The organism is Pseudomonas alcaligenes (assembly GCF_041729615.1).
Taxonomy (GTDB): domain Bacteria; phylum Pseudomonadota; class Gammaproteobacteria; order Pseudomonadales; family Pseudomonadaceae; genus Aquipseudomonas; species Aquipseudomonas alcaligenes_B.
The window spans coordinates 2,718,320-2,738,907 of record NZ_CP154874.1 but is presented as its reverse complement, the minus strand read 5'-3'; the positions used below and the strand labels follow the sequence as shown (position 1 = coordinate 2,738,907).

The window sequence follows — 20,588 nt, the reverse complement described above, 5'->3', positions numbered from 1 at the left end:
CCATGGAACACGCGTTCTGGCACAACCGCTGGGCAACCAACCAGATCGGCTTTCACGAGCCGCAGGTCAACCCGCTGCTGGTCGAGCACTTCGCCGCACTCGCACTGCCGCCTGGCAGCCGTCTGCTGCTGCCGTTGTGCGGCAAGACCCTGGATATCGCCTGGCTGCTCGCCGCCGGCCACCGGGTCGTGGGCGTCGAGCTGAGCGAACTGGCCGTGCAGCAGCTGTTCGCCGAACTGGGCGCGACGCCGCGTATCCAGGCGCTGAACGATGCGCTGAAGCGCTACGAGACGGACGAGCTGACGGTCTTCGTCGGCGACATCTTCGCCCTGAGCCGCGACCTGCTGGGCCCGGTGGACGCGATCTACGACCGCGCCGCCCTGGTGGCCCTGCCAGCGACGATGCGCCCGCGCTATGCCGCGCACCTGAGCGAGATCAGCGCCTGCGCGCCCCAGCTGCTGATCAGCTTCGACTACCAGCAGAGCCAGCTGCCGGGACCACCCTTCGCCGTGCCGGCCGCGGAACTGGCCGAGCTGTATGGTGAGCGCTACCAGCTGCAGCAGCTGGCCCGCCAGGCGCTGGCGGGTGGCCTCAAGGGGCAGTGCCCAGCGGACGAGGTGGTGTGGCGGCTGCAACCGCGCGCCTGACCGGAATGCGCGAACGCGCTTAAAATAGTCGCCTTTCCCAAGGTGACCTCCTGCATGCGCCTGTCCCGCTTCTTCATCGACGCCCCGCTGTCCCTCGGCCAGCACGAACTGCCCGAGGCCCAGGCCCACTATATCGGCCGCGTGCTGCGCCATGCCGCGGGCGATGCCGTGCAGCTGTTCGACGGCAGCGGCCAGGAATACCGCGGCGAGCTGATCGAGGTGGGCAAGAAGGCCGTGCGCGTCGAGCTGCGCGAGCAGCTCGACGGCCTGGCCGAATCCCCCCTGCGCATCCACCTGGGCCAGGGCCTGTCGCGCGGCGAGCGCATGGACTGGGCGATCCAGAAGGCCACCGAGCTGGGCGTCGGCGAGATCACCCCGATCGTCTCCGAGCGCTGCGAAGTGCGCCTGAAGGACGAGCGCGCCGACAAGCGCCTGGCCCACTGGCGCCAGGTGGCGATCAGCGCCTGCGAGCAGTGCGGGCGCTCGGTGCTGCCGCTGATCCACCCGCCGCTCACCCTGGCCGAGTGGCAGACGCATGTACAGGCTGAACTGAAACTGGTGCTGCACCCGGTGGCGGCGCCGCTGGAAAGCCATGCCAGGCCGCAGAGCCTGGCCTTCCTGATCGGCCCCGAGGGCGGCCTGAGCGAGGCCGAGGTCGAGCAGGCCAGGGCCGCCGGCTTCCACGCCGCCCGTCTCGGCCCGCGGGTGCTACGCACCGAGACCGCGCCGGTGGTGGCGCTGGCCGTGGCCCAGCAGCTGTGGGGCGATTTCTAGCCGAGCGGCGCCTGCGCACGGGTCGAATGTCGCCTCGGCGTAACAAGATGTGACTGCAGGGGATGGCAAGCCCGTCCACCTCTGGCATGCTCTGCGCGCCAAGGGCGAAGCGGCGGCCTACCACCGCGCTGCGCTCTTGCCGAGGTCGAGGCGTATCGCCCTGCCCTAACTCCAATAACAATCCCGCCCGGGCTCCGTGCTTTCCCACAAGGCAGCCGCTGCAGGCCCGAGGCTCTAGGAGCACTACATGAACGAACTGGTCAACACACTCAACGGGCTGGTCTGGAGCCCGGCGCTGATCTATCTGTGCCTGGGTGTCGGTCTCTACTTCTCCTTGCGCGGCCGCTTCCTGCAGGTCCGTCACTTCAAGGAAATGATCCGCCTGATGTTCACCGGGCGTACCGACGAACACGGCATCACCTCCTTCCAGGCCCTGACCATGACCCTCGCCGGCCGCGTGGGTACCGGCAACATCGCCGGCGTCGCCACCGCCATCACCTTCGGCGGCCCCGGCGCGGTGTTCTGGATGTGGATGGTGGCCTTCCTCGGCGCCAGCTCGGCCTTCGTCGAGTCCACCCTCGGCCAGGTCTACAAGGAGAAGCTGGACGGCCAGTACCGCGGCGGTCCGGCCTTCTACATCGAGAAGGGCCTGGGCATCAAATGGTTCGCCTGGGTCTTTGCCATCGTCACCGTGTTCGCCTGCGGCCTGCTGCTGCCGGGCGTCCAGGCCAACTCCATCGCTTCCAGCGTACAGACCGCCTTCGACATCGAGCCGACCGTCACCGCCGCGATCCTGGCCATCCTGATCGGCCTGATCATCTTCGGTGGGGTCAAGCGCATCGCCCACTTCACCCAGGTGGTGGTGCCCTTCATGGCACTGGGCTACATCCTGGTGGCCCTGGTAGTCATCCTGCTGCACATCGAGCAACTGCCGGGCGTGATCGCGCTGATCTTCAAGAGCGCCTTCGGCCTGGAAGCCGGCTTCGGCGCCATCCTCGGCATGGCCATCATGTGGGGTGTGAAGCGTGGCGTGTACTCCAACGAGGCTGGCCAGGGCACCGGCCCGCACGCCTCCTCGGCCGCCGCCGTCAGCCACCCGGTCAAGCAGGGCCTGGTACAGGGCTTCTCGGTATACATCGACACCCTGTTCGTCTGCTCCGCCACCGCCTTCATGCTGCTGATCACCGGCCAGTACAACGTGCAGGCGCCGGATGGTAGCGCGCTGTTCACCGGCATCGCCGGCGTCGCCGCAGGTCCGGGCTACGTGCAGACCGCCATGGAGAACATCATGCCGGGCTTCGGCAACGCCTTCGTCGCCATCGCCCTGTTCTTCTTCGCCTTCACCACCATCCTGGCCTACTACTACATCGCCGAAACCAACATCGCCTACATCAACCGCAAGGTGCATCGCCCGCTGCTGATCCTGCTGCTCAAGCTGGGCATCATCGCCGCGACTGTGTATGGCACGGTGAAGACCGCCGACCTGGCCTGGGGCCTGGGTGACCTCGGCGTGGGCCTGATGGCCTGGCTGAACATCATCGCCATCGTGCTGATGCACAAGATCGCCTACACCTGCCTGAAGGACTACGAGGCGCAGCAGAAGGAAGGCAAGGACCCGGTATTCCACCCGGAGAAACTCGGCATCAAGAACGCCGACTACTGGGGTGGCCACCGTGCCGAGGACAACCTGAGCAAGGAGCAGGCCGCGATCCAGGCCGAGCTCAAGACCCAGGTCGACAGCCAGCGCTGATTCGTCAGCGCCAAGAAAAACCCCGCCGCGGCGGGGTTTTTCGTTTCTGTCGGGAGGCTCAGATCAGGCCGGCATCCGCCAGCTTCTGCTCCAGGGCGATCAGGTCGGGAATCTTCACCACCGCCTCGCCGAGCTGCACGGCGTCCAGCTCCAGCGGCGCCAGCGCCACGGCGGCGCGCTGCAGGTTGTCCTCGACCTTCATCGAGCGCGGGATGCCCTGCACCAGCAGGGCGATGAACTTGACCTGGTCACGCCCGCCCAGCGCGTTGAGCACGGCCACCCGCACCCCCGGTCCGATCTGCGGCTGGCCGTCGGAGGCGGCCTCGAAGGACAGCAGCGGCAGTTGCAGGTCGCGCCAGGCCACCTGGCCGAGGAACCAGGAAGGCAGGCCCGGGGTGATCACCGGCGGGCGGTAGGGAATCAGCTCGGCCACCGCCACGTTGGGCAGCAGCAGGGTACGGTCGGCCAACGGCACCAGCAGCGCGGTAAGGCTGCTGACGGCATTCTGCGGGGCTATGGCTTGGCTCATGGCGGCTCCTTGAAAGACTGCTGGCGCCGTTACTGGCACTGCTCGGCCAGGTGGTTGACCAGGGCGGCGGCCAGCTCGCGCGGGTCGCCGCTGAGGCTGCTGTAGCCGCCCTCGCGCAGGCTGTCGGGCATGCTCGGGCAGGCACAGCTGTCGGCCTTCTGCGTCCAGATCAGGCCGCCCTGGCGACGCACGTAGGCGGCGGCGGCACTGCCGTCGCTGCCCATGCCGCTGAAGGCGATCACCCCGCAGTGGGCGCCGAACTGCTGGGCCAGGTTGAGCATCATCTGGTCGATGGACGGGCTGTAGGGCTCAGGCCAGCCGCGCTCGGCCAGCTGCATCACACCGTCTTCGCTGAAGCCCAGCTCGTGGGCGATCGGTGCCACCACCACTTCGCCGCAGCGCACGGCGTCGCCATGGCGCACCGAGTTGACGTGCCACTGGCTGTGGCGGCCGACGGCCTGGGGCAGCGCCGCCTCGAAGGCGGCGTCGATGTGCTGGGCGTAGACGAAGCCGATCGGCAGGCCGCCGGGCAGCGCGTCGAGGAACTCCTTGACCGCCGCCGGGCCACCGAGGGAGGCGGCCAGCAGCCACACCTGCCTGGCCGGCTCGCCGGCCACCAGGGGCGTATCGGCCAGTGCCGCCGGCAGCTCCACGCGGCCGGGGCGCTGCGCCTCGGCCAGCAGGGCCTCCAGGCTCGGGCCGACGGCCTGGGCGGGGTCACCCACCAGACGCTTGAGCTTGCCGAACAGGCGCCGTTCCCAGCGCGGGTAGTTTTCCGAATGCCGCTCCGGGGCATGGCCCTCGCCGAACAGCACGGGGGCGCTGGCCTTCTCCAGCAGGCTGTCGACCAGCGGCGAGTCTTCCGACTGGGCCAGGTCCACCAGCCACAGGTCGGTCTCGCAGCCGGCCAGCGCCTCCTCGTCGAGGCGCGCCGGATCGCTGTTGAGCACCACCTGGTAGCCACTGCCAGCCAGCGCCTGCTGCAGCACGTGGCGCTGCAGCGAGGTGTCGGCGATGACCGCAATACGAGCAGCAGTTCTGTCAGCCATTGGCCTTGTCCTTGACCAGTTTCAGGATGTTGTCGAGCAGGTCCGACTCCTGGTACGGCTTGCCCAGGTATTCGTTGACGCCGATGGCCATGGCCCGCTCGCGGTGCTTCTCGCCGGTGCGCGAGGTGATCATGATGATCGGCAGATCCTTGAGGCGCTCGTCGTGGCGCACCAGGGTGGCCACCTCGAAGCCGTCCATGCGCGGCATCTCGATGTCCAGCAGCATGATGTCCGGCTTGTGCTCCTGCAGCTGGGCGATGGCATCGACCCCGTCCTTGGCGGTCAGCACGTTCATGCCGTTGCGCTCCAGCAAGCGGCTGGTGACCTTCCGCACGGTGACCGAGTCGTCCACCACCATGACCAGGGTCGGCCGCGCAGCCTCGCTCTCGACCGCCGCCACCGCCGCCTGGCTGGCCAGGCGCGGGGCCTGGACCTGGCCGAGCAGGTGGGCATGGCGCACGCGGATGGTCGCCAGCAGGTCGAGAATCACCACCACGCGGCCGTCACCGAGGATGGTCGCGCCGGAGATGCCATGCACGCCGGCGAACTGCGGGCCGAGGCTCTTCACCACGATCTCGCGGGAGCCGGCCAGGCCATCGACCTGCACCGCCACGGCGTGCTCCTTGGAGCGCACCAGGATCACCGGCAGCGGCAGGCTCTGGCCCACCAGCTTGGGCTGCTGGCCGTTGTTCAGCAGGTCGCCGAGGTACTTCAGCTCGTAGGCCTGGCCGGCGTACTCGAAGCGCGGCGCGTCCGGACCATAGTAGGCCTCAAGCTCGTACGGCGAGACCCGCACGATACCCTCGATGGTGTTCAGCGGGATGGCATAGAAGTCCTCGCCGGAGTGCACCATCAGCGCGCGGTTGACCGACACGGTGAACGGCAGGCGGATCAGGAAGCGGGTGCCCTCGCCGACCGTCGACTCGATGCTCATGGAGCCGCCGAGCTGCTTCACCTCGGAGTGCACCACGTCCATGCCGACGCCGCGCCCGGAGATCTGCGTGACCTTCTCGGCGGTGGAGAAGCCGGCCTCGAGGATGAACTGCAGGATCTCGTGATCCGACAGGTCGCTGCCCTCGTCCATCAGGCCGCGCTCGATGGCCTTGCGCTTGACCGCGTCGAGGCGGATGCCGCCGCCGTCGTCGGCCAGGGTCAGGAGGATGTCACCGCCCTCACGGCCCAGGGTCAGGCGGATATTGCCGATCTCGGACTTGCCGGCGGCACGACGCTTGTCGGCCGGCTCGATGCCATGGTCGACGGCGTTGCGCAGCATGTGCTCCAGGGGCGCGACGATGCGTTCCAGCACGGTGCGGTCCATCTCGCCTTCGGCGTTGCCGACGTGGAACTCGACCTGTTTGCCCAGCTCGGCCGCCACCTGGCGGACGATGCGGCGCAGGCGCGGCACCAGGCGATCGAACGGCACCATGCGGGTGCGCATCAGGCCTTCCTGCAGCTCGGTGTTGACCCGCGCCTGCTGCAGCAGCAGGGTCTCGGCGTCGCGGTTCTTCGCCGCCAGGGTCTCCTTGAGGTCGAGCAGGTCGGAGGCGGACTCGAACAGCGCCCGCGACAGCTGCTGCAGCTGCGAGTGGCGGTCCATCTCCAGCGGGTCGAAGTCCTCGTAGCCGGCACGCTCGGCCTCGGCCTGGTAGCGGCTGAGGATCTGCGCCTGGGTCTCGGTGTCGAGGCGGCGCAGCTGGTCGCGTACCCGCTCGATGGTGGCTTCCATCTCGCCGAGGGTGAAGCCGACGTCGCTCACCTGCTGCTCGACGCGGCCGCGGAAGATCGAGGTCTCACCGGCCAGGTTGACCAGGCCTTCGAGCAGCTCGGCCGGCACCTTGACCAGCTCCTGCGGCGCACGCTGGGCGGCGGCGCGGGCGGCGGCCTCGGCGGCACGCTGGACGAAGGGCAGTACCTTGACCTGCTGCGCGGCCTGCGGCTGGCTGCTGGCAGCGACCAGCGGGGTGGTCAGGGTCACCGGCGGCGGAGTCGGCTCAGTCGGCTGCGGTTCGGCCTGCGGGGCGGCCTGGGCCTCGGCCACATGGCTGTCATCCAGGCGCTTGCGCAGTTGGTCGAGTTCCTTCTGCAGGCCCTCGAAGCCGGACTGCACGTCGAGGAACAGGCTGTCCGGCCAGGGCGCGCCCTGCTGCTGGGCCTCGGTCAGGTGCTGCTCGAGGTCGTGGCTGAGGTCGCCCAGGCGCTTCTGCCCGGCCAGCCGCGCACCGCCCTTGAGGGTGTGCAGGATGCGCAGCAGCTCGTCGATGGCGGAGCCGTCCTCGCGGTTGGCCTCCCAGCGGCCGACGGCGGCCTCCATGGCCTCCAGCAGGTCGTCGCCCTCCTCGAGGAAGATATCGAGGATCTCATCGTTGTCGCCATCCGCCTCGGGCTCCTCACGGGCCGGCTGCAGGTGCACGCTGGTCGGCACGCTGAGCTGGGCATCGGGATTGGCACGCAGGCGCTTGATGGTCTCGATCAGCGCCAGGCCATCGGGAATGGCACGGTTGCCGCGCACGGCGTCGAGCATCTCGGCGAGGCGGTCGTGGCAGGCCTGCAGTACGCCGAACAGGTCGGCATTGGCCTTCAGGCGGCCATCGCCGACGCCTTCGTAGAGGAATTCCAGCTCGTGGGCCAGGTCGCCGATCTCGCGGATCTCGGCCATGCGCGCACCGCCCTTGAGGGTGTGCAGGTCGCGCTGCAGCGACTCGACCTCGAGGGTGTTGTCGACATCGCCCATCCAGCGCTGCAGGGCTGCCGAGGCGCTGTCCATGATGTCGAAGCCTTCCTCGAGGAAGATCTCCACCAGTTCGGGATCGCGATCGACCGCCGGGGCCGGCGCGGCAGCCACGGTCGCAGGAGCCACGGGCTCGGGCTCGGGCTCGGGCTCGGGCTCGGGCTCGGCAGCTTCGGGTGCGGACAGGTCTTCGGCAACCGGCGGCAGGTCTTCGGCCCCCAGGGCCGGTAGCGCGTCGTCCAGGTGCCACTCGTCCGGGCTCAGCGCCGGCAGCTCTGCCGGCAGCTCTTCTTCGACACGAGCGGTTTGTTCGATCTGCAGCTCCGGCAGTTCGTCCGGTTGTGGCGCGACGAAGTCGACCCCGGCCAGTTCGCCCAGATCCATCTCCGCCGACTCGCGGAGCTGCGGCTCTGCCGTGGCAGCGACCTCCACCTCGGAAGCCAACGGCTCGGCGCCCAGCGCCGGCAGGGTTTCGTCGAGGTGCCACTGTTCCGGACTCAGCGCCGGCAGTGCATCCGGCAGCGCCTCGGCGGGCAGCTCGGCGGTCTCGATGTGCAGCTCGGGCAGCTCGTCCAGCTGCGGGGCGATGAAGTCGACCTCGACCAGTTCGCCCAGGTCGATTTCCGTCGAGGGCTCGTCCAGTTGCGCCAGCGGCAGCGGCTCCGTCTCGGCAGCGCCAGCGTGCCCATCCTGGCTGGCCGAGGCGACTAGCGTGCCGCCCTGGCGAAAGTTACGGATGGCCTCGATCAGGGCCGAAGAGTCGAGCAGCGGCTGGTTGCGCTGCAATTGCTCGAGCACCACGGCCAGTCGGTCGTGGCTCTGTTGCAGCAGCGCAGCCAGCGCCGGCGAATGGCTGAAACGCCGATCCACCAGGCCCTCGTAGAGGGACTCCAGTTCGTGGGCCAGATCGCCGATGGCACGAATCTCGGCCATGCGCGCGCCGCCCTTGAGGGTGTGCAGGTCGCGCTGCAGGGAGGACAGCGCGAGGGTGTTGTCTGGGTCGCCCAGCCAGCGGTCGAGGGCCTGGCCGGCGCTGTCGAGGATATCGACGGCCTCTTCCAGGAAGATCTCCACCATCTCGGCGTCGAGGTTCTCCGGCATGCTGGCCGCCAGCGGCTCCTCGATCAGCGGGGCGACCGGTTCGGCGGGAGGTTCCACCAGCGCTGCAACGGGCTCTTCGACCGGCAGCTCATCCAGCTCGACCACTTCCAGGCCGGGCGTGGCATCGCCTTCCAGCAGGGCCAGGGCGGCCGGATCGAGGGACTGCTCCAGCAAGCGGTGCAGAGCGGCGACGCGCTCGGGCTGCGGGCTGACCTGCAGGGCCGCGGCGACCTGGTCCATCTGGCCGATCAGCGCCTCATGGGCCGCCTCGGCCTCGTTGAAGAAGGTCTCGCTGACCGCCAGGCGACCGTCTTGGGCCGCCTGGTACAGGGCCAGCAGGGCCTGGCACAGTTCGTCGATCTGCGGCAGCTCGGCCATCTCGGCGCCACGGCCGAGGGTGGTCAGCTCCTCCAGCAGGGCCGACAGCTCCTGCTGCTCGCTGGGGTGCTCGCGCCACTTGCGCAGCAGGTCTTCGGCGTCCAGCAGGATATCCATGCCTTCGGCGAGGAAGATCGAGATCAGCTGCGGGTCGCGATGGTCCTGCTCCTCGTGGCGCGCGCTCTCGACGCTCTCCAGGCGATCCTGGTGCAGCTTGTGCACCCGCTCGAGGAACTCGGCGGCACCCGGGATGGCGGCCAGCGGCTGGCTCTCCAGCTGCTCCAGGCCGGCGCGGAACAGCTGCTCGGCATCGCGCAGCAGCTCGGCCTCGGCCAGGTCCATGTCGATCAGATTGGTCTTGAACTCCTTGACCAGCTTCTCCAGCGGCGTGGCGATCTCGGCGATCGGCAGGATGCCGGCCATGTGCGCGCTGCCCTTGAGGGTATGCAGGGCACGCTGCAGGTCGTCGGTCACCGGCTGCGGCAGTTCCTGGGCGCAGTCGGCGAGGAAGCCGACCAGGGTGTCCAGATGGGTTTCGGCCTCGTTGCGGAAGATTTCCAGCAGCAACGGGTCGAGGACCTCCTCGTCACTGCCGGCCGCCAAAGGGGCCGGCGGCTCCTGCGCGGGCGTTGCGCTCGGCGTTTCGGCGACGACCGGCGCGGCGGCGAAGCTGGGCACCTGACCACGGGCCAGGGCATGCGCGGTGGCGGCCAGGCGGTCGACGTCGTCGCGCTGGCGCTGGGCCTTGGCGGCGAACTCGTCGACCAGCGCCGGCATCAGCGCCACCACGTCGGCGACCACCTGCTGCACCGGCGCATCGGGCTGGATGCTGCGATCCAGCACGCGGTTGAGCATGTTCTCGATGGACCAGGCCAGCTCGCCGATGATCAGCGCGCGCACCATGCGCCCGCTGCCCTTGAGGGTGTGGAAGGCGCGCCGCACTTCGGTCAGGGCGTCCTTGTCGTCGGTGTTGGCGCGCCACTGCGGCAGGTATTGGTTGATGGTCTCGAGGACCTCGCCGGCCTCCTCGATGAACACCTCGAGCAGGTCCTCGTCCACCGGCTCTTCGTCGGCCGGCGGCGGCAGCAGGGTCGGCGGCACGTCCTGGGCCGGCGGGTTGATCGCCTGCACCGGGGCGGCCATCACCTCGGCCATGGTCAGCGGCTTCTCGACCGCCGCAACGGCCGGTTCAGGCTCGACCGGGGCACTCGGCAGCTCGACTTCCGGCAGCTCGAGATCGGCGATCTCCAGTTCGTCCCAGTTGGTCGGGGTGCTCTCGAGGCTCAGCTCTTCGGCCGGCTCCTCGCCCAGACTCGGCAGCTCCTCGTCGACCAGGAACTCGACCTTCTCGGTCTCCAGGCTCGGCGCCTGCTCGAGCGGCTGCAGGTCACCCAGCTCGAGCGGTGCATCCAGGCTCAGGTCGAGGCCGGTGGAATCCTCCTGGACGGTCTCGCCCAGGCTCCAGTTGTCGTCCGACACCAGCAGCTCGCCGGCATCGACCGGCAGCTCGGCGAATTCGGCACTCAGCTCCTCGCTCGGCTCGTCGAGGGACAGGGCCGGCAGCTCCTCCAGCTCCAGCGACAGCTCCTCGGCAGGCGGCGCGAAGGCAACCTCTTCGGCGGCCAGCACTTCGATGTCCTGCAGCGGGTCGGCCAGCGGCGCCGGTGCTTCCTCGCGCGGCTCGATGCGGTCGAGGATCGAGGGCTTTTCCTTGAGCGGGTAGCCCAGGCTCTCCAGGCTCTCCTCGGCGACGTCGAGGATCAGGTCGCCCTGGCTCGCATGGTCTTCGGCCAGGCGCTCCAGGTAGTACTCGACGCTGGTGATGGCGTCGGCCAGGGTGTCGAGGTTCTGCCAGTTGGGCACGGCCTTGCGCACCAGCAGCTGCTCCTCGATGTAGCGGGTGCAGGCCTGCAGCAGGGCGGCGGCGCGGGGCAGCGGGATCATCGCCAGGCCGCCACGGACCTGGGTCAGCAGCTCCGGCACGCGGGCCAGGTGCTCATGGTTCCACTGCGAGGCGATGAACTCGATGATCGCGTCCTTGGCCTGTTCCAGGCCGGTACGCGCTTCCTTAATCACCAGCTGGTGGATCTGTGCCACGTCGGTGGTGGGCAGGTGGCTCTGTTCGTTCTGCGCATCGTCGCCGGGGCCGACCATGCCGGCCAGGGTGGCCTCGACATACAGCAGCGCGCCAGCCACATCCATCAGCACCGCGTCGTTCGGCTCGCGCTGGCCGAGGGACAGGGCGTGAACCACGTCGATCTGGTCGAGAATGACCTTGCGCGGCTGGCCGAAGCCCAGCACCGCCAGGGTGTCGGCGATCTGCTTGAGCGGAGCCAGCAGGGCATCCAGCTCGGCGACCTGCTGGCGGTCGCTGCGCACGAACAGGTCGAGGCTGTCCTTGACCCGCACCAGTTCCTCGCACAGGGCGCCGACCACCGAACGCATGGCGTCGCGGTCCGGACCGGCCAGGCGGGCGCGCTCCTCGTCGACCACCTCGCTGTCGGGCAGGGCATCGTCGAGACGGTACTGGTCCTTGAGGGCACGCAGACGCGGCGACTGCGCCGGCGCCTTGGCCACGTAGAACAGCAGGTTCTTGGTCAGCTCGTCCGGGGCGGCCTGGTTGATGCCGTCGGCGCCCTGCTCGACCAGGCGCTTGAGCTCCTTGTCCACCTGGCGCAGCAGGGTGCGCACCGAGGTGCTGTTGACCACGCTGCCATTGGCCAGGCCTTCGACCATGCCGGAGGCGATCTGCCACAGCGGGCCGAGCGGCGCCTCCTTGCACAGGGTCTCCAGACGGGCGAACACGCGCGCCATGTAGCCCAGGTTGGTGGCCAGGTCCTGGTTGCGGATCACCCCCACCAGGGCCATCTGCAGCATCTGCCGCAGCTTGCGCAGCAGCACCGGCAGTTCGGCGGTGCGCAGTTTCTCCAGGGAATCCAGGGACAGCGCCGGCAGGCGGCCGGACAGGTCCGGGGAAAACAGGCTGGTTTCCGACAGCAGGTTCTCGCCACGGGCGGCGCGCAGGTCGTTGAGCAGTGGCAGCACCACCATCGGCAGGTCGCGGCGGGCGCTCTGGATGCGCTCGAGGTAGGCCGGCAGCTGCAGGATGGCCTGCATCAGCACTTCCAGGGCTTCGCCCTGGTTACCGACGCGCCCCTCCAGCAGGGCCTGGGTCAGCTGCTCCATTTCCTCGGCGAGCAGGGCCGCGCCGTAGAACTCGACCATCTGCAGGGTGCCGTGGACCTGGTGCACGTAGGTCTGGCAGAAACGCATGCGCGTAGCGTCCTGGGGGTTCTCGACGAACGCCTCCAGGGCCTGGCGGGCCTGCTTCAGGGTTTCCGCGATCTCGCCTTTGACCCACTCCAGGGCGACATAGTCGTGCCGATCACCCATACCGACTCCAGTCATATTCTTGTCTTAGCCCTTGCGGGTAAATGCCAGGACCCGCTCGTCAGCCACCGGCTCCAGGTCCGGATGCTGCCAACCGACCACTTCCCCCACCCCCACCACCAGCAGCCCCCCGGGTACCAGGCGCTCGGCCAGGCGGTTGAGGATCTCGCGGCGACGCCAGCGACGGAAATAGATCAGCAGGTTCTGGCAAAAAATTACGTCCATGCCGGACTGTGGCGCCTTGGCCAGTTCCAGCACATTCAACCGGGCGACGCAGACGCGCGCCGCCAGGTCCGGCACCACCTTGTAGCGACCATCGTCCTGGGCGAGGAAGTAGCGCTCGCACAGGTCGCTGTCCATCTGTTCCAGCTTGCGCGCGCCATATGTCGCCTCGCGCGCCTTGTTCAACACGTTCAGGCTGATGTCGGTGCCGGTCACGCCGAACTGCCGCTCGCTAGCCAGCTCGCGCAGCACCTCGGCAGCGCAGATCGCCATCGAGTAAGGCTCCTCGCCACTGGAGCAACCGACGCTCCACAGGGCCAGGGGCAGCTGTTGCGCGTCCGTGACCAGGCGCCCGCGCAGGTAACTCTCCAGCACATCGAAGGACGGGCGATGGCGGAAGAAGCGGGTCTCCTGCACGGTCAGACGGTCCAGCAGGGTCGACCACTCCACCGCGCCACGCGGCCCATCGGTGACCATGCGGAAGTAGCTGGCGTAGTCGGCCACCTCCAGCTCGCGCATGCGAGCACTCAGGTTGGTCTGCAGGAAGGCACGGCGTTGCTCGTTGATCACCACGCCGGTGCGCTCTTCCAGCAGGGCCTGCCAGTCGCGGAATTCCGTCTGCGACATATCGGCCAGGGGTTTCAAGGCCCAGACGCCACTTGGCTGCATGCCGTGCCCCTCGCTCATGGCCGAATGCCCCGGGCGGCGACCCTCTCAGGCCGCCGCGCCTCCCTCGATCAGGCCTGGCCTTCCGGCAGGGTGAAGCCGGACACCGAACGGCGCATCTCGCTGGCCATCTTGGCCAGGTTACCGATGCTCTTGGCGGTCGCGGTGGTACCGGCGGAGGTCTGCGAGGTGATCTCCTGAATCACGTTCATGGTGTTGGAGATGTGGCCAGCGGACGAAGCCTGCTGACGGGCGGCGTTGGAGATGTTCTGGATCAGGGCCGCGAGGGTCTTGGATACCTTCTCGATCTCTTCCAGGGCCACACCGGCGTCCTGCGCCAGGCGGGCACCGCGCACCACTTCGGAAGTGGTCTGCTCCATGGAGATCACCGCTTCGTTGGTGTCGGTCTGAATGGTCTTAACCAGGGCCTCGATCTGCTTGGTCGCCGCGGAGGAACGTTCCGCGAGGCGCTGTACCTCGTCCGCTACCACGGCGAAGCCGCGACCGGCGTCACCGGCCATGGATGCCTGGATCGCGGCGTTCAGGGCGAGGATGTTGGTCTGGTCGGCAATGTCGTTAATCAGGCTAACGATGTCACCGATCTCCTGGGACGATTCACCGAGGCGCTTGATCCGCTTCGAGGTGTCCTGGATCTGCTCACGGATGTTGTCCATGCCGGTGATGGTGTTGTGCACCACCTCGTTACCCTTGTTGGCGATGGCTACGGAACGTTCCGCTACCGCGGAGGATTCCGCGGCGTTCGCCGATACCTGGTCAATCGACACGGCCATTTCGTTGATCGCCGCGGAAGCGCCGGCGATTTCCTGGGCCTGGTGCTCGGAAGCCTCGGCCAGGTGCATCGCCGTGGCCTGGGTTTCCTGGGCGGCAGCGGCCACCTGCACGGCGGTCTGGTTGATGGTCGCTACCAGGTCGCGCAGCTGGTCGATGGAGTAGTTGATGGAGTCGGCGATCGCACCGGTGAAGTCCTCGGTCACGGTCGCGGCCACGGTCAGGTCACCGTCGGCGAGGTCGGCGATTTCGTCGAGCAGTCGCAGAATCGCCGCCTGGTTACGTTCGTTCTTCTCCGCGGTGGAGGCCAGTCGGCGGTTGGTCTCGCGCACCATCACCAGGCCGATGAGGATGATCGAGGCCAGGGCCAGGGCACCCAGCACGTAACCGGCCAGGGTGTTGAAGTAACGACCGTCGGCCAGGTCCTCGAACTCCACGGCCAGCGCCGAGGTCTTGTCCAGCAGGGTCTGCGAGCCGGTGAAGATGGAGTTGGCGGATTCACGGACCTGGAACAGTTCCGGAGAGGTCTCGAGGATCTCGTCCACCGAGCCGGACACGAACTGGAACAGCTCGGAAATCTCGGCCAGGCGCTCCAAGGCATCCTCGTCGGTCACCGCGGAGATCTCCATGGCGGCGTTGCCTTCGATCATCGCCTTGAGCACGCGGCCGAACAGGCTGGCGTCGCGGCCGAACATGTCGGCGGCCTGCACCGAGTCCTCGTCACCGGCCAGCACCTTGTTCACCGAGCCGAGGATACGTTCGGCGAGCAGCGACTGGCGCTGGGCCACCGACACCTGGGCGGCCGGAGCGCCGGACTGCAGCAGGATGTCGACCACCTCTTCGTACTCGACCTGCAGCTGCGGAATGGTTTCGGCGAGGGTCGCGGCCACCTGGTGCAGCGACAGTACGGTCTGCTCGCTCTGCAGGATGGCGTCGGCGTTCTGCCGCAGCACGTCCCAGTCCTTCTGCACCTCGTCCATCTGCGCCTTGACCGACTCGGGCGCGGCCGGCAGACCGCTGGCCTCGTTGCCGGCCGTCAGGAAGCCCCAGCGCTCGTCGAAGTCGCGCCGCGCTTCCTTGAGCAGCGGGAAGGCCTCGGCCTTGCCGGTCGCCGCTTCAGTGGCGTTCTTCGCGATACGCTGGGACAGCACGCGCAGCTCACCCGCGTGGCTGATGTATTCCTTGTCGTAGTTGGACTGGGTGTTGAGGTAGGCGAAGTTGGCGAACAACAACACGATGGAAATGATCAGGACCACGAAGAGTCCGGCGATCAGCGTGTTGCTGCGCACACCTGCCAAGAGATTGCCTGCATCTAGTTTTTTCATTATTTGGCCCCCGCCTGGACCGACCGCACTACGGTTTCCATGTAACGCCAAAAGGCCGGCAAGTGCCGACCCAACCGAAAATCTTATATCGCCACGTCGAGAAAGCCCTGGTGCTGTGCCAGCCCGTGCGGGCTGAACACCAGCCAGGGTCGCTCGCGCTGGAACACCCCGTGGATGAAGGGCGCAATCGCCGCCTCGAGGGGCGGCAGCTGCTCGGAGAAGGTATCCACCGGGAAGTGCTGCATGCCGAACACTTCGTCGACCGTGAGGCCGGCGAACACTTCGTTATGATCCACCACCAGTACTCGCCGCTGCTTACGCAGCGGCGACAGCTCGCTGCCGAAGAAGCCGCACAGGTCCATCACCGGCAACAGGCGGCCACGCACGTTGGCCACGCCCTTGACCCAACTCTTCACGCCCGGCAGCAGGGTATGCCGCGGCTCGTGCAGAACCTCGCCGACCTCGCCCATGGGCGCCACGAAGTAGCGCTCGCCCATGCGAAAGCCGATGCCGCTCCAGGTCTGCACCGCCTGCTGCTGCGACGGCAAGCCGGCGGCCAGGGTGCGACAACGCTGGTCGAGGGTGACGAGGAGCTGGAAGGGGGATTGCGCGTCCGACATGCCGGCCTTGGCCTTTTCTTCTTATATCAGGAGGCTACGGACTGGCCCGGCATCAGCCGGCCAGCACCGCATTCAGGGTCTTCATCAGCGTGTCTTCGTCAACCGGCTTGGTCAGGTAGTCACGCGCGCCCTGGCGCTTGCCCCAGACCTTGTCGGTCTCCTGGTCCTTGGTGGTGACAATGATCACCGGGATGTGGCTGGTTTCGGCGTCCTTGGTCAGCTGACGGGTCGCCTGGAAGCCGTTGAGGCCGGGCATGACGATATCCATCAGCACCGCATCGGGCTTTTCCTGGCGCGCCAGGGCCACGCCGTCGGCACCGTTTTCCGCCTTGAGCACCTGATGGCCATGCTTCTCGAGCATGGCGGTCAGCTTGTACATCTCGGTCGGCGAGTCATCAACAATCAGAATACGAGCCATGAAGTTCCCCATTCGGAATAGGCATCGCCGGCTTGCAGCCGGCTATCAGGAGGCTTGCTCCACCGGGACGAATTCGGGCACATGCGCCTTGATGGCGCCGAGCAGCTCTTCCTTGCTGAAGGGCTTGGTCAGGTACTGGTCGGACCCGACGATGCGCCCCTTGGCCTTGTCGAACAGGCCATCCTTGGAGGACAGCATGATCACCGGGGTGGATTTGAAAGCACTGTTATTTTTGATCAGGGCGCAGGTCTGATAACCATCGAGACGCGGCATCATGATGTCGACGAAGATGATGCTCGGATGCGTGTCGGCGATCTTGGCCAGCGCATCGAACCCATCCACCGCGGTAATGACTTCGCAGCCCACCTTCTTCAGCAGAGTCTCGGCGGTGCGACGAATCGTCTTCGAATCGTCGATCACCATGACCTTCAAACCCTCGGAATGCTGTTCCATGTCTGCCCTACCATCGCCTCGGTGAGTCATTGTTTTATCTTATACAGCAGAGTGTGGCCGAGGCCCTAACTCTGACGGGCTGCGCCCCAGTCGTCCGGACTTTTTAGCACACTCTCCTGATCCAATCTATAAGCCCCTAATACTCGGGGATTTTCTTGACCGACAGGGGCTGCAGGCCCAACCTTGCGCCCCAGATCGACCACTTTTGAAGCAGGTTTCACCCCATGAGCATTCGCCTGGGGATCGTCATGGATCCCATCGCCCAGATCAACTTCAAGAAGGACAGCTCGCTGGCCATGCTGCTGGCTGCCCAGGCCCGCGGCTGGTCGCTGTTCTACATGGAACAGCGCGATCTCTACAGCAATGCCGGCCAGGCCCGCGCCCGCATGACCCCGCTGCAGGTCTTCAACGACCCGCAGCGCTGGTTCGTGCTGGGCGAGGAACAGGACGCCCCGCTGGCCGAGCTGGACGTGATCCTGATGCGCAAGGACCCACCCTTCGACAACGAGTTCGTCTATTCCACCTACCTGCTGGAGCAGGCCGAACGCGACGGCGTGCTGGTGGTCAACCGCCCGCAGAGCCTGCGCGACTGCAACGAGAAGCTGTTCGCCACCCAGTTCCCCCACTGCATGCCGCCGACCCTGGTCAGCCGCAGGGCAGACATTCTGCGCGAGTTCGCCGAAGTACAGCGTGACATCATTCTCAAACCCCTGGACGGCATGGGCGGCTCCTCGATCTTCCGCCACCGCGCCGGCGACCCCAACCTCTCGGTGATTCTCGAGACCCTCACCGCCCACGGCACCCAGCAGTGCATGGCGCAGGGCTACCTGCCGGCGATCAAGGACGGCGACAAGCGCATCCTGATGATCGACGGCGAGCCGGTGCCCTACTGCCTGGCGCGCATCCCGGCGCAGGGCGAGACGCGCGGCAACCTGGCCGCCGGCGGCCGCGGCGAGGCGCGACCGCTGACCGAACGCGACCGCTGGATCGCCGCCCAGGTTGGCCCGGTGCTGCGCGAGAAGGGCCTGCTGTTCGTCGGCCTGGATGTGATCGGCGAGCACCTCACCGAGATCAACGTGACCAGCCCGACCTGCATCCGCGAGATCGACAAGGCCTTCGACACCCGCATCGGCGAGCGCCTGATGGACGCCATCGAGGGCAAGCTGGCCGCGCGCAAAGCTTGATCCAGGTGGCAGCTTGGCGCTTGCGGCTTGCAGGCGCCGGGCCCTAGCCGGCAGACTGCGCGGCAATCCGCTTTCCACCCAGGCCCGATGAACGCAGCCATCACACCCCCGCCCGAACTGACCAGCGCAGGAGTCCGCCCCGCGGACCGCCTGGGCTTCACCCTGTTCGTCGCCACCCTGCTGCACCTGGCGCTGATCCTCGGCGTCAGCTTCACCCTGGCCAAGCCCGGCGAGATCAGCAAGACCCTGGAAATCACCCTGTCCACCTTCAAGAGCGAGGACAAGCCCAAGCAGGCCGACTTCCTCGCCCAGGACAACCAGCAGGGCAGCGGCACCCTGGAGCACAAGGCGGCGCCCAAGACCACCGAGCAGGCGCCCTTCCAGGACAGCAAGGTGAACAAGGTCACCCCGGACGCCGCGCCACCGCCCAGCCGCCACCAGGAAGCGCCGCGCAAGACCGCACTGAGCACCAGCAAGCCGCAGCCGCAGAAGACCGCGGTCAAGCAGAAGGAGCAGAAGCCCGAGCCTGACGCCCGCCAGGCACCGATCTTCGACAGCACCCAGCTGTCCGCCGAGATCGCCAGCCTGGAGGCGCAGCTGGCGCAGGAGCAGCAGCTCTACGCCAAGCGCCCGAAGATCCACCGCCTCAACGCCGCCTCGACCATGCGCGACAAGGGCGCCTGGTACAAGGACGAGTGGCGCAAGAAGGTCGAACGGGTCGGCAACCTCAACTACCCCGAGGAAGCGCGCCGTCAGCGCATCTACGGCAGCCTGCGCATGCTGGTGTCGATCAACCGCGACGGCACCCTGTACGAGGTGCAGGTGCTGGAATCCTCCGGCCAGCCGGTGCTGGACCAGGCCGCCCTGCGCATCGTGCGCCTGGCCGCGCCGTTCGCCCCCTTCACCGGCGACCTGGCAGACATCGACCGCCTGGAAATCATCCGCACCTGGCGCTTCGAGCGCGGCGACCGCCTGTCCAGCAACTAGTGCGCGCATCGCACGCTTGAAGCCGGCGCCGCCAGGGTCGAAACTAACGGCCATGAAAACCGCTCCCAGCTACCTCAAGCATCACTTCCTGATCGCCATGCCGCACATGGCCGATCCGAACTTCGCGCAGACCGTCACCTACCTGGTGGAGCACAACGAACAGGGCGCCATGGGCCTGGTGATCAACCGCCCCAACGGCCTCAACCTGGCCGATGTGCTGGAGCAACTGCGCCCGGACGAGCCACCACCCGCCCTGTGCCAGAGCCTGCCGATCTTCGCCGGCGGGCCGGTGCAGACTGACCGCGGCTTCGTCCTGCATCCGAGCGGACACAGCTTCCAGGCCACCCTGGAGCTGGGCGAGCTGGCCCTGTCCACCTCGCAGGACGCCCTGTTCGCTATCGCCGACGGCAATGGCCCGGCCAGACACCTGATCACCCTCGGCTACGCCGGCTGGGAAGCCGGCCAGCTGGAGACCGAACTGGCCGAGAACGCCTGGCTGACCTGCCCGGCCGACAGCGACATCCTCTTCGACACCCCCTTCGACCAGCGCCTGAGCGCCGCCGCCGCGCGCCTGGGCATCAACCTCAGCCTGCTCACCGCCCAGGCCGGCCACGCATGAGTGCCGCACCGCGCCTGCTGCTGGGCTTCGACTACGGCACCAAGCAGATCGGCGTCGCCGTCGGCCAGGCCATCACCGGCCAGGCCCGCGAGCTGTGCGTGCTCAAGGCGCAGAACGGCGTACCGGACTGGCAGAAGGTCGAGGCGCTGATCAAGGAGTGGCAGCCGGACGCCATCGTCGTCGGCCTGCCGCTGAACATGGACGGCACCAAAAGCGAGATGAGCGAGCGTGCCGAGAAGTTCGCCCGCCGCCTCAACGGCCGCTTCAACCTGCCGGTGCACACCCACGACGAGCGCCTGACCACCTTCGAGGCCAAGGGCCAGCGCCTGGCCCAGGGCCAGCGCGGCGGCTACCGCGAGCGCCCGATGGATGCCCTGGCCGCCGCCCTGCTGCTGGAAGGCTGGCTGGAACAGAACCTTTAGGAACGATTGCGAGGACTGCCGATGAACCTGCCCGATCCCCAACAGCTGCTGCCACGCATGGCCGCCGACCTCAAGGCGCTGCTGGCCCGCCGCGGCGTGGCCCAGGCCCACTTCATCGGCATCCGCACCGGCGGCGTGTGGGTCGCCGAGGCGCTGCTGCGCGAGCTGGGCCTGGAGCAGCCGCTGGGCACCCTGGACGTGTCCTTCTACCGCGATGACTTCACCCGCAGCGGCCTGCACCCGCAGGTCAAACCCTCGCAGCTGCCGTTCGAGATCGAGGACCAGCACCTGGTGCTGATCGACGACGTGCTGATGAGCGGGCGCACCATCCGCGCCGCCCTCAACGAACTGTTCGACTACGGCCGCCCGGCCAGCGTGACCCTGGTCAGCCTGCTCGACCTGGATGCCCGCGAGCTGCCGATCCACGCCGACGTGCTCGGCGCCACCCTCGCCCTGGCCCCCGAGCAACGGGTAAAATTGTCCGGCCCCGCGCCGCTCACCCTCGAGCTGCAAAGCCTTTCCGCCTAGGAATACCCC

The 20,588-nt window shown here is 67.7% G+C and carries 16 protein-coding genes; 8 read left to right on the top strand and 8 right to left on the bottom strand.

Annotation, left to right across the window (positions count from 1 at the left end; all coding sequences use genetic code 11):
* Positions 1-2 precede the first annotated feature (2 nt).
* The 3 genes from tmpT (at position 3) to AAG092_RS13320 (ending at position 3,171) form a co-directional block, all read left to right on the top strand.
* The gene (gene tmpT, locus AAG092_RS13330) at positions 3-647 is read left to right on the top strand and encodes a thiopurine S-methyltransferase (protein WP_373387051.1); all 645 of its coding nucleotides are present in this window, start codon (positions 3-5) and stop codon (positions 645-647) included.
* Positions 648-701: 54 nt separating this feature from the next.
* On the top strand, positions 702-1,421 hold the full coding sequence (locus AAG092_RS13325) for a 16S rRNA (uracil(1498)-N(3))-methyltransferase (RefSeq protein WP_373387050.1): 720 nt from the start codon (positions 702-704) through the stop codon (positions 1,419-1,421).
* Between the two features lie 247 nt (positions 1,422-1,668).
* Positions 1,669-3,171, top strand: a complete 1,503-nt coding sequence (locus tag AAG092_RS13320; RefSeq protein ID WP_373387049.1) for an alanine/glycine:cation symporter family protein — start codon at positions 1,669-1,671, stop codon at positions 3,169-3,171.
* Between the two features lie 58 nt (positions 3,172-3,229).
* Here AAG092_RS13320 and AAG092_RS13315 read toward each other — a convergent pair whose 3' ends face one another.
* From AAG092_RS13315 to pilG, 8 genes are all read right to left on the bottom strand, one after another.
* Entirely contained in the window at positions 3,230-3,700 is a 471-nt protein-coding gene (locus AAG092_RS13315) for a chemotaxis protein CheW (protein WP_373387048.1), read from the bottom strand.
* A 29-nt stretch (positions 3,701-3,729) separates the two neighbouring features.
* Positions 3,730-4,749, bottom strand: coding sequence for a chemotaxis protein CheB (locus AAG092_RS13310; protein WP_373387047.1), 1,020 nt, complete (start codon positions 4,747-4,749; stop codon positions 3,730-3,732).
* Positions 4,742-12,349 carry an Hpt domain-containing protein gene (locus AAG092_RS13305; RefSeq protein WP_373387046.1) on the bottom strand — a complete coding sequence of 2,536 codons (7,608 nt, stop codon included), beginning with the start codon at positions 12,347-12,349 and terminating at the stop codon, positions 4,742-4,744. The genes AAG092_RS13310 and AAG092_RS13305 overlap by 8 nt, the downstream gene beginning before the upstream one ends.
* A gap of 24 nt (positions 12,350-12,373) precedes the next feature.
* A complete protein-coding gene (locus AAG092_RS13300) occupies positions 12,374-13,237 on the bottom strand; it encodes a protein-glutamate O-methyltransferase CheR (RefSeq protein ID WP_373389596.1) in 864 nt (287 codons plus the stop codon).
* A 68-nt stretch (positions 13,238-13,305) separates the two neighbouring features.
* Positions 13,306-15,348 (bottom strand): methyl-accepting chemotaxis protein, encoded by a 2,043-nt coding sequence (locus AAG092_RS13295; protein WP_373387045.1) that lies wholly within the window; start codon positions 15,346-15,348, stop codon positions 13,306-13,308.
* Positions 15,349-15,431: 83 nt separating this feature from the next.
* Positions 15,432-15,968 carry a chemotaxis protein CheW gene (locus tag AAG092_RS13290; protein ID WP_110682898.1) on the bottom strand — a complete coding sequence of 179 codons (537 nt, stop codon included), beginning with the start codon at positions 15,966-15,968 and terminating at the stop codon, positions 15,432-15,434.
* A 52-nt stretch (positions 15,969-16,020) separates the two neighbouring features.
* Positions 16,021-16,386: a twitching motility response regulator PilH gene (pilH, locus tag AAG092_RS13285; protein ID WP_043216118.1), complete on the bottom strand. Its 366-nt coding sequence runs from the start codon at positions 16,384-16,386 to the stop codon at positions 16,021-16,023.
* A 45-nt stretch (positions 16,387-16,431) separates the two neighbouring features.
* On the bottom strand, positions 16,432-16,839 hold the full coding sequence (gene pilG / locus AAG092_RS13280; protein WP_021698994.1) for a twitching motility response regulator PilG: 408 nt from the start codon (positions 16,837-16,839) through the stop codon (positions 16,432-16,434).
* Between the two features lie 224 nt (positions 16,840-17,063).
* Here pilG and gshB point away from each other — a divergent pair, with 224 nt between their 5' ends.
* The 5 genes from gshB to pyrR all read left to right on the top strand — a co-directional run bounded on the left by gshB (position 17,064) and on the right by pyrR (position 20,579).
* Positions 17,064-18,023 (top strand): glutathione synthase, encoded by a 960-nt coding sequence (gene gshB, locus AAG092_RS13275; RefSeq protein WP_373387044.1) that lies wholly within the window; start codon positions 17,064-17,066, stop codon positions 18,021-18,023.
* An 87-nt stretch (positions 18,024-18,110) separates the two neighbouring features.
* On the top strand, positions 18,111-19,010 hold the full coding sequence (locus tag AAG092_RS13270; protein ID WP_373387043.1) for a TonB family protein: 900 nt from the start codon (positions 18,111-18,113) through the stop codon (positions 19,008-19,010).
* A 52-nt stretch (positions 19,011-19,062) separates the two neighbouring features.
* On the top strand, positions 19,063-19,629 hold the full coding sequence (locus AAG092_RS13265; RefSeq protein WP_373387042.1) for a YqgE/AlgH family protein: 567 nt from the start codon (positions 19,063-19,065) through the stop codon (positions 19,627-19,629).
* The gene (gene ruvX, locus AAG092_RS13260; RefSeq protein ID WP_373387041.1) at positions 19,626-20,051 is read left to right on the top strand and encodes a Holliday junction resolvase RuvX; all 426 of its coding nucleotides are present in this window, start codon (positions 19,626-19,628) and stop codon (positions 20,049-20,051) included. Before AAG092_RS13265 ends, ruvX begins: the two co-directional genes overlap by 4 nt.
* 21 nt (positions 20,052-20,072) lie before the next feature.
* Positions 20,073-20,579: a bifunctional pyr operon transcriptional regulator/uracil phosphoribosyltransferase PyrR gene (pyrR, locus tag AAG092_RS13255; RefSeq protein ID WP_272794228.1), complete on the top strand. Its 507-nt coding sequence runs from the start codon at positions 20,073-20,075 to the stop codon at positions 20,577-20,579.
* Positions 20,580-20,588 lie beyond the last annotated feature (9 nt).

Coding starts and splice junctions, on each gene's coding strand:
- ruvX (WP_373387041.1), top strand. CDS start 19,626: ATGAGTGCCGCACCGCGCCTGCTGCTGGGCTTCGACTACGGCACCAAG.
- AAG092_RS13325 (WP_373387050.1), top strand. CDS start 702: ATGCGCCTGTCCCGCTTCTTCATCGACGCCCCGCTGTCCCTCGGCCAG.
- AAG092_RS13305 (WP_373387046.1), bottom strand. CDS start 12,349: ATGGGTGATCGGCACGACTATGTCGCCCTGGAGTGGGTCAAAGGCGAG.
- AAG092_RS13320 (WP_373387049.1), top strand. CDS start 1,669: ATGAACGAACTGGTCAACACACTCAACGGGCTGGTCTGGAGCCCGGCG.
- AAG092_RS13265 (WP_373387042.1), top strand. CDS start 19,063: ATGAAAACCGCTCCCAGCTACCTCAAGCATCACTTCCTGATCGCCATG.
- AAG092_RS13270 (WP_373387043.1), top strand. CDS start 18,111: ATGAACGCAGCCATCACACCCCCGCCCGAACTGACCAGCGCAGGAGTC.
- AAG092_RS13290 (WP_110682898.1), bottom strand. CDS start 15,968: ATGTCGGACGCGCAATCCCCCTTCCAGCTCCTCGTCACCCTCGACCAG.
- AAG092_RS13300 (WP_373389596.1), bottom strand. CDS start 13,237: ATGCAGCCAAGTGGCGTCTGGGCCTTGAAACCCCTGGCCGATATGTCG.
- AAG092_RS13310 (WP_373387047.1), bottom strand. CDS start 4,749: ATGGCTGACAGAACTGCTGCTCGTATTGCGGTCATCGCCGACACCTCG.
- pyrR (WP_272794228.1), top strand. CDS start 20,073: ATGAACCTGCCCGATCCCCAACAGCTGCTGCCACGCATGGCCGCCGAC.
- AAG092_RS13315 (WP_373387048.1), bottom strand. CDS start 3,700: ATGAGCCAAGCCATAGCCCCGCAGAATGCCGTCAGCAGCCTTACCGCG.
- AAG092_RS13295 (WP_373387045.1), bottom strand. CDS start 15,348: ATGAAAAAACTAGATGCAGGCAATCTCTTGGCAGGTGTGCGCAGCAAC.
- gshB (WP_373387044.1), top strand. CDS start 17,064: ATGAGCATTCGCCTGGGGATCGTCATGGATCCCATCGCCCAGATCAAC.
- pilH (WP_043216118.1), bottom strand. CDS start 16,386: ATGGCTCGTATTCTGATTGTTGATGACTCGCCGACCGAGATGTACAAG.
- tmpT (WP_373387051.1), top strand. CDS start 3: ATGGAACACGCGTTCTGGCACAACCGCTGGGCAACCAACCAGATCGGC.
- pilG (WP_021698994.1), bottom strand. CDS start 16,839: ATGGAACAGCATTCCGAGGGTTTGAAGGTCATGGTGATCGACGATTCG.